General features: G+C 67.3%; 13 protein-coding genes. 9 read left to right on the top strand and 4 right to left on the bottom strand.

From position 1 onward, the window contains the following. The first annotated feature begins 486 nt into the window (after positions 1–486). Together rpoB and ACH4PU_RS18730 are read left to right on the top strand one after the other, a co-directional pair. A complete protein-coding gene (gene rpoB / locus ACH4PU_RS18735; RefSeq protein WP_398272854.1) occupies positions 487–3,969 on the top strand; it encodes a DNA-directed RNA polymerase subunit beta in 3,483 nt (1,160 codons plus the stop codon). 122 nt (positions 3,970–4,091) lie between these two features. After that, entirely contained in the window at positions 4,092–7,991 is a 3,900-nt protein-coding gene (locus tag ACH4PU_RS18730) for a DNA-directed RNA polymerase subunit beta' (RefSeq protein WP_398272852.1), read from the top strand. A 310-nt stretch (positions 7,992–8,301) separates the two neighbouring features. Here the strand turns inward: ACH4PU_RS18730 and ACH4PU_RS18725 are convergent, their stop codons facing one another. Genes ACH4PU_RS18725 through ACH4PU_RS18715 form a run of 3 tightly spaced genes read right to left on the bottom strand, consistent with a single transcriptional unit; the run spans position 8,302 to position 9,367 of the window. Beyond that, on the bottom strand, positions 8,302–8,889 hold the full coding sequence (locus tag ACH4PU_RS18725) for a hypothetical protein (protein WP_398272850.1): 588 nt from the start codon (positions 8,887–8,889) through the stop codon (positions 8,302–8,304). Continuing rightward, a complete protein-coding gene (locus ACH4PU_RS18720; protein ID WP_398272848.1) occupies positions 8,886–9,176 on the bottom strand; it encodes a DUF6255 family natural product biosynthesis protein in 291 nt (96 codons plus the stop codon). The genes ACH4PU_RS18725 and ACH4PU_RS18720 overlap by 4 nt, the downstream gene beginning before the upstream one ends. Then, a complete protein-coding gene (locus tag ACH4PU_RS18715) occupies positions 9,173–9,367 on the bottom strand; it encodes a hypothetical protein (protein WP_398272846.1) in 195 nt (64 codons plus the stop codon). The genes ACH4PU_RS18720 and ACH4PU_RS18715 overlap by 4 nt, the downstream gene beginning before the upstream one ends. Positions 9,368–9,553: 186 nt before the next feature. Between ACH4PU_RS18715 and ACH4PU_RS18710 the strand changes: the two genes are divergently transcribed. The 3 genes from ACH4PU_RS18710 to ACH4PU_RS18700 are packed head-to-tail and all read left to right on the top strand — an operon-like array spanning position 9,554 to position 10,522. Further along, positions 9,554–9,679 (top strand): helix-turn-helix domain-containing protein, encoded by a 126-nt coding sequence (locus ACH4PU_RS18710; protein ID WP_398273030.1) that lies wholly within the window; start codon positions 9,554–9,556, stop codon positions 9,677–9,679. An 11-nt stretch (positions 9,680–9,690) separates the two neighbouring features. After that, positions 9,691–10,332 carry a DUF5753 domain-containing protein gene (locus tag ACH4PU_RS18705; RefSeq protein ID WP_398272844.1) on the top strand — a complete coding sequence of 214 codons (642 nt, stop codon included), beginning with the start codon at positions 9,691–9,693 and terminating at the stop codon, positions 10,330–10,332. Beyond that, positions 10,298–10,522, top strand: coding sequence for a DUF397 domain-containing protein (locus ACH4PU_RS18700; RefSeq protein WP_398272842.1), 225 nt, complete (start codon positions 10,298–10,300; stop codon positions 10,520–10,522). The genes ACH4PU_RS18705 and ACH4PU_RS18700 overlap by 35 nt, the downstream gene beginning before the upstream one ends. Here the strand turns inward: ACH4PU_RS18700 and ACH4PU_RS18695 are convergent. Further along, on the bottom strand, positions 10,503–11,180 hold the full coding sequence (locus tag ACH4PU_RS18695) for a hypothetical protein (RefSeq protein ID WP_398272840.1): 678 nt from the start codon (positions 11,178–11,180) through the stop codon (positions 10,503–10,505). The genes ACH4PU_RS18700 and ACH4PU_RS18695 overlap by 20 nt on opposite strands. An 812-nt stretch (positions 11,181–11,992) precedes the next feature. Between ACH4PU_RS18695 and rpsL the strand changes: the two genes are divergently transcribed. The 4 genes from rpsL to tuf all read left to right on the top strand — a co-directional run bounded on the left by rpsL (position 11,993) and on the right by tuf (position 16,392). Beyond that, entirely contained in the window at positions 11,993–12,364 is a 372-nt protein-coding gene (gene rpsL / locus ACH4PU_RS18690; protein WP_003948652.1) for a 30S ribosomal protein S12, read from the top strand. Positions 12,365–12,366: 2 nt separating this feature from the next. Next, positions 12,367–12,837, top strand: coding sequence for a 30S ribosomal protein S7 (rpsG, locus tag ACH4PU_RS18685; RefSeq protein ID WP_004950419.1), 471 nt, complete (start codon positions 12,367–12,369; stop codon positions 12,835–12,837). A gap of 39 nt (positions 12,838–12,876) precedes the next feature. Continuing rightward, entirely contained in the window at positions 12,877–15,000 is a 2,124-nt protein-coding gene (fusA, locus tag ACH4PU_RS18680; protein WP_398272838.1) for an elongation factor G, read from the top strand. 198 nt (positions 15,001–15,198) lie between these two features. Further along, the gene (tuf, locus tag ACH4PU_RS18675; protein WP_185943959.1) at positions 15,199–16,392 is read left to right on the top strand and encodes an elongation factor Tu; all 1,194 of its coding nucleotides are present in this window, start codon (positions 15,199–15,201) and stop codon (positions 16,390–16,392) included. The last annotated feature ends 88 nt before the right edge of the window (positions 16,393–16,480 follow it).

Here is a 16,480-nt window from a genome sequence, read left to right as displayed (position 1 = left end):
GACGCCGCGCGCAATTCTCGGGACGCGGTGACTTTCGGAACTCCGCCGGTCCGGCGGCCGCTTGGGGCCGATTCGGACCGAAGTTCCATCCGAGGCGCCGTCCGAGGCATGGAACGCCGGCGGAGAGGGAAGTATCGTCCTGCGCTTCCGGGCGCGGCCGGCGGGCGGAGCCCCTGGCGCACCGGGTGCGCCGGACAGGGCTCAGGCGGGCCCTGGCAAGCGCAGCGCGGACAGGCAAGGACAACAGGATCCCGGAGGGAGAGATTGGTATCGCACCGGTCTCGCGACATCCGCTCTGGACATCAGTGGGCCAAGTGGCTACACTGACCCTTTGCGCTGCCTGTTAGCTGCTCCCTGCCCGTCACCAGGGGCATGCCCACTGCCGAGCATCCTCGATGAATCCCCTCTGACCTGGGGTTCTCTGTCGAAGCACGGGGTGGGACCGGTACGCGCGTAGTGAGTCCGAGCCCTCGGAAGGACCCCCTCTTGGCCGCCTCGCGCAACGCCTCGACCGCCAATACGAACAACGGCGCCAGCACTGCCCCGCTGCGCATCTCATTTGCGAAGATCAAGGAGCCTCTCGAGGTTCCGAACCTCCTTGCGCTGCAGACCGAGAGCTTCGACTGGCTGCTCGGCAACGCCGCCTGGAAGGCTCGCGTCGAGGCTGCGCTGGAGTCTGGTCAGGACGTCCCCACCAAGTCCGGTCTGGAGGAGATCTTCGAGGAGATCTCCCCGATCGAGGACTTCTCCGGGTCGATGTCGCTGACGTTCCGTGACCACCGCTTCGAGCCCCCGAAGAACTCGATCGACGAGTGCAAGGAGCGCGACTTCACGTACGCGGCCCCGCTCTTCGTCACGGCCGAGTTCACCAACAACGAGACCGGCGAGATCAAGTCCCAGACGGTCTTCATGGGCGACTTCCCGCTCATGACGCCCAAGGGCACCTTCTGCATCAACGGCACCGAGCGTGTCGTCGTCTCGCAGCTGGTCCGTTCGCCCGGTGTCTACTTCGACTCCGCCATCGACAAGACGTCCGACAAGGACATCTTCACGGCCAAGATCATCCCGTCCCGGGGTGCCTGGCTGGAGATGGAGGTCGACAAGCGCGACATGGTCGGCGTCCGCATCGACCGCAAGCGCAAGCAGTCCGTCACCGTGCTGCTCAAGGCTCTCGGCTGGACGACCGAGCAGATCCTCGAGGAGTTCGGCGAGTACGAGTCCATGCGCGCCACCCTGGAGAAGGACCACACCCAGGGCCAGGACGACGCGCTGCTCGACATCTACCGCAAGCTGCGTCCGGGCGAGCCGCCCACGCGTGAGGCCGCGCAGACGCTGCTCGAGAACCTCTACTTCAACCCGAAGCGCTACGACCTGGCGAAGGTCGGCCGCTACAAGGTCAACAAGAAGCTGGGCGCGGACGCCCCGCTCGACGCCGGTGTGCTCACCGTCGACGACGTCATCGCGACGATCAAGTACCTGGTGAAGCTGCACGCCGGCGAGCAGGAGACGCTCGGCGAGAACGGCACGTCGATCGTCGTCGAGACCGACGACATCGACCACTTCGGCAACCGTCGTCTGCGCAACGTCGGCGAGCTCATCCAGAACCAGGTCCGCACGGGTCTGGCTCGTATGGAGCGCGTCGTCCGCGAGCGGATGACCACCCAGGACGTCGAGGCGATCACGCCGCAGACCCTGATCAACATCCGGCCGGTCGTCGCCTCCATCAAGGAGTTCTTCGGCACCAGCCAGCTGTCCCAGTTCATGGACCAGACCAACCCCCTGTCGGGTCTGACCCACAAGCGCCGTCTGTCGGCGCTGGGTCCGGGCGGTCTCTCCCGTGAGCGGGCCGGCTTCGAGGTCCGAGACGTCCACCCGTCGCACTACGGCCGCATGTGCCCGATCGAGACCCCCGAAGGCCCGAACATCGGTCTGATCGGCTCGCTCGCGTCCTACGGCCGCGTCAACGCGTTCGGTTTCGTCGAGACCCCGTACCGCAAGGTCGTCAACGGCGTCGTCACCGACGAGGTCGACTACCTGACCGCCGACGAAGAGGACCGCTTCGTCATCGCCCAGGCGAACGCGCCCCTCACCGAGGACATGCGCTACGCCGAGGCCCGCGTGCTGGTCCGCCGCCGTGGCGGCGAGATCGACTACATCGCCGGCGACGACGTCGACTACATGGACGTCTCCCCGCGCCAGATGGTGTCGGTCGCGACCGCGATGATCCCGTTCCTCGAGCACGACGACGCCAACCGCGCGCTCATGGGATCGAACATGATGCGCCAGGCCGTTCCGCTGATCAAGGCGGAGGCCCCGCTGGTCGGCACCGGCATGGAGTACCGCTGTGCGGTCGACGCCGGTGACGTCATCAAGGCCGAGAAGGACGGCGTGGTCCAGGAGATCTCCGCGGACTACGTCACGGTCGCCAACGACGACGGCACGTACAACACGTACCGCGTCGCCAAGTTCTCCCGCTCGAACCAGGGCACGTCCTTCAACCAGAAGGTCGTCGTCGACGAGGGCGCCCGCGTCGTCGCCGGCCAGGTGCTCGCCGACGGTCCGTCCACCGAGAACGGTGAGATGGCGCTCGGCAAGAACCTGCTCGTGGCGTTCATGCCGTGGGAGGGTCACAACTACGAGGACGCGATCATCCTGTCGCAGCGCCTCGTGCAGGACGACGTCCTCTCCTCGATCCACATCGAGGAGCACGAGGTCGACGCCCGTGACACCAAGCTCGGCCCGGAGGAGATCACCCGGGACATCCCGAACGTCTCCGAGGAGGTCCTCTCCGACCTCGACGAGCGCGGCATCATCCGGATCGGTGCCGAGGTCATCGGCGGCGACATCCTCGTCGGCAAGGTCACCCCGAAGGGCGAGACCGAGCTGACCCCCGAGGAGCGCCTGCTCCGCGCGATCTTCGGTGAGAAGGCGCGCGAGGTCCGTGACACCTCGCTGAAGGTCCCGCACGGCGAGATCGGCAAGGTCATCGGCGTCCGCGTCTTCGACCGCGAGGAGGGCGACGAGCTTCCCCCGGGCGTGAACCAGCTGGTCCGCGTCTACGTCGCCCAGAAGCGCAAGATCACCGACGGTGACAAGCTCGCCGGCCGTCACGGCAACAAGGGCGTCATCTCCAAGATCCTGCCGGTCGAGGACATGCCGTTCCTGGAGGACGGCACCCCGGTCGACATCATCCTCAACCCGCTGGGTGTCCCGTCCCGAATGAACCCGGGACAGGTCCTCGAGATCCACCTCGGCTGGCTCGCCAGCCAGGGCTGGAACGTCGAGGGCAGCGAGGAGTGGATGGAGCGCCTCAAGGCCATCGGCGCCGACGAGGTCGCCCCGGGCACCAACGTCGCGACCCCGGTCTTCGACGGTGCCCGCGAGGACGAGCTGGCCGGTCTGTTCGAGCACACCGTGCCCAACCGCGACGGCGAGCGCATGGTGCTCCCGTCCGGCAAGGCCCGGCTGTTCGACGGCCGCTCCGGCGAGCCGTTCCCGGACCCGATCTCGGTCGGGTACATGTACATCCTCAAGCTCCACCACCTGGTCGACGACAAGCTGCACGCCCGTTCGACCGGTCCGTACTCCATGATCACCCAGCAGCCGCTGGGTGGTAAGGCTCAGTTCGGTGGCCAGCGCTTCGGTGAGATGGAGGTGTGGGCGCTGGAGGCTTATGGCGCCGCGTACGCCCTCCAGGAGCTGCTGACCATCAAGTCCGACGACGTCACCGGCCGAGTGAAGGTCTACGAGGCGATCGTCAAGGGCGAGAACATCCCCGAGCCCGGCATCCCCGAGTCCTTCAAGGTGCTCATCAAGGAGATGCAGTCCCTCTGCCTCAACGTGGAGGTGCTGTCCTCGGACGGTATGTCCATCGAGATGCGGGACACCGACGAGGACGTCTTCCGCGCGGCGGAGGAGCTCGGTATCGACCTGTCCCGGCGCGAGCCGAGCAGCGTCGAAGAGGTCTGACGGGTCTGGCCGGGGCCTCGTAAGAGGCCCCGGCCGTCCCCGGACCCCCAGACCACTGATGTAGAGCCCACACCTCGCTGACGCGAGAGGGCACGAACCCTGAAAGAGGGATTGACGACAAAGTGCTCGACGTCAACTTCTTCGACGAGCTGCGGATCGGCCTGGCGACCGCGGACGACATCCGAACCTGGTCCCACGGCGAGGTCAAGAAGCCGGAGACCATCAACTACCGCACCCTGAAGCCGGAAAAGGACGGGCTCTTCTGCGAGAAGATCTTCGGCCCCACCCGGGACTGGGAGTGCTACTGCGGCAAGTACAAGCGTGTCCGCTTCAAGGGCATCATCTGTGAGCGCTGTGGCGTCGAGGTCACCCGCGCCAAGGTGCGTCGTGAGCGGATGGGCCACATCGAGCTCGCCGCTCCCGTCACCCACATCTGGTACTTCAAGGGCGTTCCGTCGCGGCTGGGCTACCTGCTCGACCTCGCCCCGAAGGACCTCGAGAAGGTCATCTACTTCGCCGCCTACATGATCACGTGGGTGGACGAGGAGCGCCGGACGCGCGACCTGCCCTCGCTGGAGGCCCACGTCTCCGTCGAGCGCCAGCAGATCGAGCAGCGCCGCGACGCCGACCTGGAGGCCCGCGCCAAGAAGCTCGAGTCCGACCTGGCCGAGCTCGAGGCCGAGGGTGCCAAGGCCGACGTGCGCCGCAAGGTGCGCGAGGGTGCCGAGCGTGAGATGAAGCAGCTGCGCGACCGTGCGCAGCGCGAGATCGACCGTCTCGACGAGGTCTGGAACCGCTTCAAGAACCTCAAGGTCCAGGACCTCGAGGGCGACGAGCTGCTCTACCGCGAGCTGCGCGACCGCTTCGGCACCTACTTCATGGGTGCGATGGGCGCCGCCGCGCTGCAGAAGCGCCTGGAGTCCTTCGACCTCGACGAGGAGGCCGAGCGCCTCCGCGAGATCATCCGTACCGGCAAGGGCCAGAAGAAGACCCGTGCGCTCAAGCGCCTCAAGGTCGTCTCCGCCTTCCTGCAGACCCGCAACAGCCCCAGCGGCATGGTGCTGGACTGCATTCCGGTGATCCCGCCGGACCTGCGTCCGATGGTGCAGCTGGACGGTGGCCGCTTCGCGACCTCCGACCTGAACGACCTGTACCGCCGCGTCATCAACCGCAACAACCGCCTCAAGCGACTCCTTGACCTCGGTGCCCCCGAGATCATCGTGAACAACGAGAAGCGCATGCTTCAGGAGGCCGTCGACGCGCTCTTCGACAACGGCCGTCGTGGTCGCCCGGTCACGGGCCCCGGCAACCGTCCGCTGAAGTCGCTGTCCGACATGCTCAAGGGCAAGCAGGGTCGCTTCCGTCAGAACCTGCTCGGCAAGCGAGTCGACTACTCGGCGCGTTCCGTCATCGTCGTCGGCCCGCAGCTGAAGCTGCACCAGTGTGGTCTGCCCAAGGCCATGGCGCTGGAGCTCTTCAAGCCGTTCGTGATGAAGCGCCTGGTCGACCTGAACCACGCGCAGAACATCAAGAGCGCGAAGCGCATGGTCGAGCGCGGCCGCACGGTCGTGTACGACGTCCTCGAAGAGGTCATCGCGGAGCACCCGGTTCTGCTGAACCGTGCGCCCACCCTGCACCGCCTCGGTATCCAGGCCTTCGAGCCGCAGCTGGTCGAGGGCAAGGCCATCCAGATCCACCCGCTCGTCTGCACCGCGTTCAACGCGGACTTCGACGGTGACCAGATGGCCGTCCACCTGCCGCTCTCCGCGGAGGCGCAGGCCGAGGCCCGCATCCTGATGCTGTCCTCGAACAACATCCTCAAGCCGGCCGACGGCCGTCCGGTCACCATGCCGACGCAGGACATGGTGCTCGGTCTGTTCTTCCTCACCACCGACGAGGAAGAGCGCGAGGTCATCGGCGAGGGCCGCTCGTTCGCGTCCGTCGCCGAGGCGATCATGGCGTTCGACGCCCGGGAGCTCTCGCTCCAGGCGAAGGTCGACATCCGCTTCCCGATCGGCACCGTTCCCCCGCGCGGCTGGGTTCCCCCGGTCGCCGAGGAGGGCGAGCCGGAGTGGCAGACGGGCGACTCGTTCCGCCTGCGCACCACCCTGGGCCGCGCGCTCTTCAACGAGCTGCTGCCCGAGGACTACCCGTTCGTCGACTACTCGGTGGGCAAGAAGCAGCTCTCCGAGATCGTCAACGACCTGGCCGAGCGCTACCCCAAGGTCATCGTGGCGGCGACGCTCGACAACCTGAAGGCGGCCGGCTTCCACTGGGCGACCCGTTCCGGCGTCACCGTGGCCATCTCCGACGTCGTCGTGCCTGAGGCGAAGAAGGAGATCGTCGCGGGCTACGAGGCCCAGGACGAGAAGGTCCAGAAGCAGTACGAGCGCGGTCTGATCACCAAGGACGAGCGCACGCAGGAGCTCATCGCGATCTGGACCAAGGCGACCAACGAGGTCGCCGAGGCGATGAACGCGAACTTCCCCAAGACGAACCCCATCTTCATGATGGTTGACTCGGGTGCCCGAGGAAACATGATGCAGATGCGGCAGATCGCCGGTATGCGTGGTCTGGTGTCGAACGCGAAGAACGAGACCATCCCGCGTCCGATCAAGGCGTCCTTCCGCGAGGGTCTGTCGGTTCTGGAGTACTTCATCTCCACCCACGGTGCCCGTAAGGGTCTCGCGGACACCGCCCTCCGTACCGCCGACTCGGGTTACCTGACCCGTCGTCTCGTGGACGTCTCCCAGGACGTGATCATCCGCGAGGAGGACTGTGGCACCGACCGCGGCCTCAAGCTGACGATCGCGACCAAGGACGCCAACGGCGTGCTGCGCAAGGCCGACGACGTCGAGACGTCGGTGTACGCCCGCATGCTGGCCGAGGATGTCGTCGTCGACGGCAAGGTCATCGCGCCGGCCAACGTCGACCTCGGTGACGTGCTCATCGACCAGCTCGTCGCCCACGGCGTCGAGACGGTCAAGACCCGCTCGGTCCTCACCTGTGAGTCCGCGGTCGGCACCTGTGCCTACTGCTACGGCCGCTCGCTGGCGACCGGCAAGCTGGTGGACATCGGCGAGGCGGCGGGCATCATCGCCGCCCAGTCGATCGGTGAGCCCGGTACCCAGCTGACGATGCGTACCTTCCACACCGGTGGTGTGGCCGGTGACGACATCACCCAGGGTCTGCCCCGTGTCGTCGAGCTCTTCGAGGCCCGTACGCCGAAGGGTGTCGCCCCGATCTCCGAGGCCGCCGGCCGCGTCCGGATCGAGGAGACCGAGAAGACCAAGAAGATCGTCGTCACCCCGGACGACGGCTCCGACGAGACCGCCTACGCGATCTCGAAGCGTGCCCGTCTGCTGGTGGGCGAGGGCGACCACGTCGAGGTGGGCCAGAAGCTCACCGTGGGTGCCACCAACCCGCACGACGTGCTGCGCATTCTGGGCCAGCGTGCCGTCCAGGTCCACCTGGTCGGAGAGGTCCAGAAGGTCTACAACTCGCAGGGTGTGTCGATCCACGACAAGCACATCGAGATCATCATCCGGCAGATGCTGCGCCGCGTGACGATCATCGAGTCCGGCGACGCGGAGCTGCTGCCGGGCGAGCTCGTGGAGCGCTCGCGCTTCGAGGCGGAGAACCGTCGCGTGGTCCAGGAAGGCGGCCACCCGGCCTCCGGCCGTCCGCAGCTGATGGGTATCACCAAGGCCTCGCTGGCCACGGAGTCCTGGCTGTCGGCCGCCTCCTTCCAGGAGACGACCCGAGTGCTGACGGACGCGGCGATCAACGCCAAGTCCGACTCGCTCATCGGCCTCAAGGAGAACGTGATCATCGGTAAGCTCATCCCGGCCGGTACGGGTCTGTCCCGCTACCGGAACATCCGGGTCGAGCCGACCGAGGAGGCGAAGGCCGCCATGTACTCGGCCGTCGGGTACGACGACATCGACTACTCGCCCTTCGGGACGGGGTCGGGTCAGGCGGTTCCGCTGGAGGACTACGACTACGGGCCGTACAACCAGTAAGCGGTTTGTGGTTCGCGAGGCGGTCACCCTTTGGGTGGCCGCCTCGCGGCGTTTGGGGGTGCCCCGGTCCCGCCCTTTCACCGTTTCTTGCGGGGGCTCCGCCCCCGCACCCTCGAAGCGCCCTGCGGGGCGCTGTCCTCAAACTCCCCCAGAGGGGGACCCCCAACGGGCTGAAATCAGCCCGTCCGGCGTTTGAGGACAAGGGGGTCTGGGGCGCAGCCCCAGGAAGCGGCGAAGGGGTGGGACCGGGGCAACCCGCCTGCCTCGGCAGCCCCTCGGCGTCGTCGCCGGAGCAGCTTCTCGCTCGCAATCAGAGGCGCTGGACTACGTTCCCCGGCTCGTCCAGCCAGATCCGTCCGCCCGTGCCGTCCACCGTCAGCCCGAAGCGGGCCGGCGCGGGTTCGCCCAGCGCCGCCCACCAGCGGTACGCCGCCTCCACCTCGTCCCAGAGGCGACGCGGGCCGCCCTGCCAGACGAGCGTCGTCAGTTCCGGATCGGCCCGGAAGAGGGCGCAGGCCCAGGACGGGTCGCCGTCCAGGCCCCGGAGCCAGAACGCTCTGCCGTAGCGGCGTCTGGGGTTCGCCAGTTGGCGCATGCCTCGCAGCTTGATGCCGAGGGCGAACGTCGCGGTGCTGAACTCCGCCTCCGTGAGGCGGGTCGAGGAGATGTCCCCGAGGGTGGTGACGTCCACGGCCGGCGGGGTCTCCGCTCGGGACGGTTCCGGGTGCCGCGCCGGCCGGGAGAAGCGGCCTTCCGCGCTCTTGCCGTCCACCGCGACAGTCAGTGTGACGACCGCTTCCTGTGTGCTGTACGGGGTTCGCCAAGGCGCGATGAGTATCGCGCCGGGGCGGATGGCCGACCCGTCCGCGTACGTGGCGAGGTTCGCGGCGACGGTCATGCGGCCACCGCCGTCCGGCGGCGTCGGAGGAGGCGGGCGCACTCCTCCAGGAAACGTGTTCCCAGCGCCGCGATCGCCGTCGCCGCCGCGACCACGCGCTCGGGGCCGGTCTTCGCAGTCAGCGGATTCCGTTCCTCCGGCAGCCGCAGCGGTCCGTACGCGTCGTACCGCTCCGCCCCGCACGCGACGCAGCGGCGGATCCCGCCCGGGGCCGCCGTCCAGCCCTCGCGGTGTGCGCAGTTCCGTACGAGCCGGCCCGTCGCCGTCCGGACGCCGCCCGCACTCATCGCGGCCTCCGCGCCAGCCCCGCCGCGGCCTGTTCGTCCCGCGTCACCAGGCGCAGTGCCTCCGCCGGCGCCTCCCACTCCCGGCCGCCGGCGGGCGGTCTGACGTAGACGCGGTCGCCCGCCCGGGCCATGACCTGTGCGAGCTTTGCGCTCCGCGTGTCCACCACGTAGGCGCCTTCGCGGTACGTCATGGAGGGTTCCCTTCACGTTGTGCTGAACCGATGTGGCTCCCAGCGTGGGGCGCTGCCACTAGCCTCGGGAAGGGGTTCCGTCCGGACAACTGCGCTGTACGCTGGGGGAGTTAACCTACGGCCAAGGCCGACGGCGAGTCGCGGTACTGCCAGCCGAGGTTCGGCTGGCGCTTCTTCGGCAGGGAGCTGAAGCGTTGGCGCGAGGCCGCGAAACTGTCACAGGACGAGCTGGGCAGAAGGGTGGTCTGCTCCGGCTCTTACATCGGCCGGTTCGAAAAGGCGATTCGCAAGCCCCAACTAGAGATCGCCTGAGGATCGACGCAGTGCTGGGAACCGACGGGTTGTTCGCGCGGATGTGTGAAGAGCTCATCGACGCCCCGTCGAACGCCGACTGCTACCGGGAGATGTTCCACCTCCAGGGGCTGGCTTCCGGCATCAAGGAGTACGCCCCGATTTTCGTGCCAGGTCTTTTGCAGACGGCCGCCTACGCGCGCGCCGTCTTCCTGGGGAGACGCCCTTTCACGAGCGAGGAGGGCATCGAGTCCCGGGTGGCGAGCCGCTTGGCGCGGGCTCACATCCTTCACGGTCCGACAAAGCCCTTGTTGTGGGCTCTCCTCGACGAGAGTGTCATCCGTCGCAAAGTGGGGAGCGCTGCCGCGATGCATGAGCAGCTCATGCACATCGCCGCATTGGCGCGCCAGCGCCACATCGGGTTGCAGGTGTTGCCGTTCAATGCGGGTACTCCCTTGCTGGATGGTGCGCTCACGCTCATGACGTTCGAGGACGCGCCGCCGGTGGCGTACGGCGAAGGGCACTGGAGCGGGAGCCTCCTGGACGACCCGTACGTGGTGGAGGAGTGCGAACGCTCTTACGACTTCGCCACAGCTGTGGCGTTGTCCCCAGCCGAGTCCTTGTCGCTGATCATGTCGGTTGCAGAGGAGTGCTCACACGACCAGAACGCTTGACCTGGGTTCCGCAGTCTGGCGGAAGAGCAGCTACAGCGAGGGAGGCGGCGAGTACGACAACAGTTGTCTGGAAGTCGCCGACAACAACGGCCCTGTTGTCCCCGTCCGGGACTGCAAGCGCCCCCGCGGACCAGCCCTCCTCATACCCGCCCCCGCCTGGGCCGCCTTCCTCACCGATCTCCAAAGCTGAGCGCTAGCGACACCGCGTCCCGGACCTCCGCCGCCCCCTTCTCCACCTCGCGGTACCAGTCGGTGACCTCGTCACCGTCCTCCACGAGTTCGACGCGGCCCGCGTCCAGTTCGCGCAGCCGGTCGCCGAGCGCGTTCAGCCGGGCCTCCAGGGCGAACCGGCCGGGCAGTGAACTCCGCGCCCAGAGCAGGTCGTTGCTTGCCGCCGTCACCGCCGCGTGGGCGCGGGCGCGGACGGGTGGGAGGGCGATCCGGAGTTCGTGGAGCTTCGTCCGGACCTCCGTCAGGGCGGCGAGCAGCTCCTCCAACTGGGTCGCGGGCTGGTCGGCCTGTTCGGCCCAGGACTCGAAGAAGTGGGCGGCGCGGTCGAGACGGTCCGGGTCGGAGACCTCCGTGTGCGCCCACTCGTCGCGCGTCCGCACGTAGTCGGCCAGCAGATGCCGACAGCTTTCCAGGGCGCCCGGAACCTCCGCGAGCGCCTCCCGCGTGGAGCTCGTGGGCATGCCGTCCCCGTGGCTGCAGGTCGCCTCGATCGCGCGGTGGAGGCCGTCGATGCGTTCGGCCGGCCCCGCCAAGCGGCCGTGCGCCTCCGCCGCGGCCTCCATCGCGGCGGTGAGACGCCGCTCCGCATCCGCGGGCCGTCGCTTCCGCCCCCACATGTCCGGCCTCCCCGCCGTCGCCCGGTCGTTCGGATCCTAGGCCGCCGCTCCGGGTGCGAGCCATCGCACACCGTTCGCCGGGGAGGGCAGAGCGCCAGGGGAGCGGGCCGGATTGTGGGATCGAACACACTCCCGAGTCCGCCGCGCGAGGCGGGCGCCGCCGGTGGGATGAAGGCGGACGGCGAACAGCGCGCGGGCGTCGTCGCGGCGGCCGTGGAAGCGGCGGCGGATTCCGGGCGCGGGCGCCTTCGCCGACGAGGTGGTGCGGACGTTGACGGCCCTCGTGAGCGGGATCGGGGTCGGCGGTCGGGTCCGCCGAGGTGAATGGAGGCCGCCGGGACCGGATGGCCGGGCCGGCCCCATTTGCGCGCGACCTCCTGGGTCGCGGCGGCCTCCTCGGCGGCCCTGGCCATGGATGATCAAGGCGGTGGCCGGGGGAGTCCGAGGGGTGTCCGGGGTCCCGCCCGACGCCCGGGGGGTGCTCGTTCGCACCCACCGGCCCCTCCATAATGGACATACAACGCACATCGGTACGTCCTCCGCGTGTGCATTTGTTTTGACCGCAGCCCATGCGGTAGGTACGCTCTGACCTTGTGCCTGGGGTGTCCCTGGGCTCTTGTGCGTGCCTTCAAACCGCGCAAGAGGCCGGGTCCGGACGGTCCTCCGTGGTCCCGAACGGTTCAAAGACACCGAAATCTGCGCCGAACCGCCCGTCGGCGGGGGTGTGCAGCCCTCGACACACCCGACCGCGTGGGTCGGGAGTAGTCCCAGGTTAGTTTTATCGTGATCGGCACACAGAAACCGGAGAAACGGTGCCTACGATCCAGCAGCTGGTCCGAAAGGGCCGGCAGGACAAGGTCGAGAAGAACAAGACGCCCGCACTCGAGGGTTCGCCCCAGCGTCGTGGCGTCTGCACGCGTGTTTTCACGACCACCCCGAAGAAGCCGAACTCGGCCCTGCGTAAGGTCGCGCGTGTGCGTCTGACCAGCGGCATCGAGGTCACCGCTTACATTCCGGGTGAGGGCCACAACCTGCAGGAGCACTCGATCGTGCTCGTGCGCGGCGGCCGTGTGAAGGACCTGCCGGGCGTTCGCTACAAGATCATCCGTGGCTCGCTCGACACCCAGGGCGTCAAGAACCGCAAGCAGGCTCGCAGCCGCTACGGCGCCAAGAAGGAGAAGTAAGAATGCCTCGTAAGGGCCCCGCCCCGAAGCGCCCGGTCATCATCGACCCGGTCTACGGCTCTCCTCTGGTCACGTCCCTGATCAACAAGATCCTGCTGCACGGCAAGCGCTCCACCGCCGAGCGCATCGTGTACGGCGCCATGGAGGGTCTCCGCGAGAAGACCGGCAACGACCCGGTCATCACGCTGAAGCGCGCGCTTGAGAACGTCAAGCCCGCCCTTGAGGTCAAGTCCCGCCGTGTCGGTGGCGCCACCTACCAGGTGCCGGTCGAGGTCCGTCCGGGCCGCGCCTCCACCCTGGCGCTGCGCTGGCTGGTCGGTTACTCCCGCGCCCGTCGCGAGAAGACCATGACCGAGCGCCTCATGAACGAGCTGCTGGACGCTTCGAACGGTCTCGGCGCCTCGGTCAAGAAGCGTGAGGACACGCACAAGATGGCCGAGTCCAACAAGGCCTTCGCGCACTACCGCTGGTAGTCGCTACCCCCATCGAGAACCGAGAGAAGACTGAGCCATATGGCCACCACTTCGCTTGACCTGGCCAAGGTCCGCAACATCGGGATCATGGCCCACATCGACGCGGGCAAGACGACCACCACCGAGCGGATCCTGTTCTACACCGGTGTCTCGTACAAGATCGGTGAAGTCCACGACGGCGCTGCCACGATGGACTGGATGGAGCAGGAGCAGGAGCGCGGCATCACGATCACGTCTGCCGCGACGACCTGCCACTGGCCGCTGGACAACGTTGACCACACCATCAACATCATCGACACCCCGGGCCACGTCGACTTCACGGTCGAGGTGGAGCGCTCGCTGCGCGTCCTCGACGGTGCCGTGACGGTGTTCGACGGCGTCGCCGGTGTTGAGCCGCAGTCCGAGACCGTTTGGCGTCAGGCGGACCGCTACGGCGTGCCGCGTATCTGCTTCGTCAACAAGCTCGACCGCACGGGTGCCGAGTTCCACCGCTGCGTCGACATGATCGTCGACCGCCTGGGCGCGGTTCCGCTGGTCATGCAGCTGCCGATCGGTGCCGAGGCCGACTTCAAGGGCGTGGTCGACCTCGTCCAGATGAAGGCGCTGGTCTGGTCCGCCGAGGCCGCCAAGGGCGAGATGTACGACGTCGTCGACATCCCGGACACCCACATCGAGGCTGCCGAGGAATGGCGCGGCAAGCTCCTCGAGGGCGTCGCCGAGAACGACGAAGAGATGATGGAGCTGTTCCTGGAGGGCACCGAGCCCACCCAGGAGCAGCTGATGGCGGCCATCCGCCGCATCACCCTCGCGTCGCGTGGCGGCGGCGACTCCGTCACCGTCACCCCGGTGTTCTGCGGTACCGCGTTCAAGAACAAGGGCGTTCAGCCCCTGCTCGACGCCGTGGTCCGTTACCTGCCGTCGCCGCTGGACATCGAGGCTGTTGAGGGCCACGCCGTCAACAACCCCGACGAGGTCGTCAAGCGCAAGCCGTCCGACGACGAGCCGTTCGCCGGCCTTGCCTTCAAGATCATGAGCGACCCGCACCTCGGCAAGCTCACCTTCGTCCGGGTTTACTCGGGCCGTATGACGGCGGGCACCCAGGTGCAGAACTCCGTCAAGGGCAAGAAGGAGCGCATCGGCAAGATCTACCGGATGCACGCGAACAAGCGTGAGGAGATCGAGTCGGTGGGTGCCGGTGACATCGTCGCCGTCATGGGTCTGAAGCAGACCACCACCGGTGAGACCCTCTGCGACTCCGCGAACCCGGTGATCCTGGAGTCCATGGACTTCCCGGCGCCGGTCATCCAGGTCGCGATCGAGCCCAAGTCCAAGGGCGACCAGGAGAAGCTGGGTGTCGCCATCCAGCGCCTGGCCGAGGAGGACCCCTCCTTCCAGGTCCACACGGACGAGGAGACGGGCCAGACCATCATCGCGGGTATGGGCGAGCTGCACCTCGACGTGCTGGTCGACCGTATGAAGCGTGAGTTCAAGGTCGAGGCCAACGTCGGCAAGCCGCAGGTCGCGTACCGCGAGACGATCCGCAAGGCCGTCGAGCGCATCGACTACACCCACAAGAAGCAGACCGGTGGTTCCGGTCAGTTCGCGAAGGTCCAGATCGCGATCGAGCCTCTTGAGGGCGACGGCTACGAGTTCGAGAACAAGGTCACCGGTGGCCGCATCCCGCGGGAGTACATCCCGTCGGTGGACGCGGGCTGCCAGGAGGCCATGGAGTTCGGCGTGCTGGCCGGCTACCCGCTGACCGGCGTCAAGGTGACGCTGCTCGACGGTGCCTACCACGACGTCGACTCCTCCGAGCTCGCCTTCAAGATCGCCGGTTCCATGGCGTTCAAGGAGGGTGCCCGCAAGGCGTCGCCGGCTCTGCTCGAGCCGATGATGTCCGTCGAGGTCACCACCCCCGAGGACTACATGGGCGATGTGATCGGTGACATCAACTCCCGCCGTGGCCAGATCCAGGCCATGGAGGACCGTCACGGCGCCAAGCTCGTCAAGGGCCTGGTTCCGCTGTCGGAGATGTTCGGCTACGTCGGAGACCTCCGCAGCAAGACGTCGGGTCGCGCAAGCTACTCGATGCAGTTCGACTCCTACGCCGAGGTTCCCCGGAACGTCGCCGAGGAGATCATCGCGAAGGCCAAGGGCGAGTAACCGGCTCCCGTCTCCACAGACGGGGCTGACGCCTTAGGCTTGACACCGACCGTCGGGGCATACCGCCGCGAATCGTGAGGAACCCGGTCCTACCGGCCACCTCCCGGCGCGCGGCGGGTGCCCCGCCGGGCGGCACCCCAGCAAAGATCCCTGGCGCCGTAACGTAAGGCGTACAGAACCACTCCCAGGAGGACCCCAGTGGCGAAGGCGAAGTTCGAGCGGACTAAGCCGCACGTCAACATCGGCACCATCGGTCACGTCGACCACGGTAAGACCACTCTTACCGCGGCGATCACCAAGGTGCTGCACGACGCGCACCCGGAGCTGAACCCCTTCACGCCGTTCGACCAGATCGACAAGGCGCCTGAGGAGCGGCAGCGCGGTATCACCATCTCGATCGCGCACGTCGAGTACCAGACCGAGTCGCGTCACTACGCCCACGTCGACTGCCCGGGTCACGCGGACTACATCAAGAACATGATCACCGGTGCCGCCCAGATGGACGGCGCGATCCTCGTGGTCGCCGCGACCGACGGTCCGATGCCGCAGACCAAGGAGCACGTGCTCCTGGCCCGCCAGTCCGGCGTTCCGTACATCGTCGTCGCCCTGAACAAGGCCGACATGGTGGACGACGAGGAGATCCTGGAGCTCGTCGAGCTCGAGGTCCGTGAGCTCCTCAACGAGTACGAGTTCCCGGGCGACGACGCTCCGGTCGTCAAGGTCTCGGCGCTGAAGGCGCTCGAGGGCGACGCCGAGTGGGGCCAGTCGGTCATGAACCTCATGAACGCCGTCGACGAGAACATCCCGCAGCCCGAGCGTGACGTCGACAAGCCGTTCCTGATGCCGATCGAGGACGTCTTCACGATCACCGGTCGTGGCACCGTCGTCACCGGTCGTATCGAGCGCGGTGTCCTGAAGGTCAACGAGACCGTCGACATCATCGGCATCAAGACCGAGAAGACCACCACCACGGTCACCGGTATCGAGATGTTCCGCAAGCTGCTCGACGAGGGCCAGGCCGGTGAGAACGTCGGTCTGCTCCTCCGTGGCATCAAGCGCGAGGACGTCGAGCGCGGCCAGTGCATCATCAAGCCGGGTTCGGTCACCCCGCACACCGAGTTCGAGGCCACGGCCTACATCCTGTCGAAGGACGAGGGTGGCCGTCACACCCCGTTCTTCAACAACTACCGTCCGCAGTTCTACTTCCGTACGACTGACGTGACCGGTGTTGTGACCCTCAAGGAGGGCACGGAGATGGTCATGCCCGGCGACAACGCCGAGATGTCCGTCTCCCTGATCCAGCCCGTCGCGATGGAGGAGGGCCTGCGCTTCACCATCCGTGAGGGCGGCCGCACCGTCGGCGCCGGCCAGGTCACCAAGATCAACAAGTAAGTCCTCTTACTTGCAGATCTGAGCCTCGCGGCTCCGAGCGGGCCCGCACATCTTCGGATGTGCGGGCCCGCTCGCTTTGTGTACGGGG

Origin of the sequence: Streptomyces sp. NPDC021100 (assembly GCF_044333095.1) — a bacterium.
GTDB lineage: Bacteria > Actinomycetota > Actinomycetes > Streptomycetales > Streptomycetaceae > Streptomyces.
This window is presented reverse-complemented; position numbering and strand designations above follow the sequence as displayed.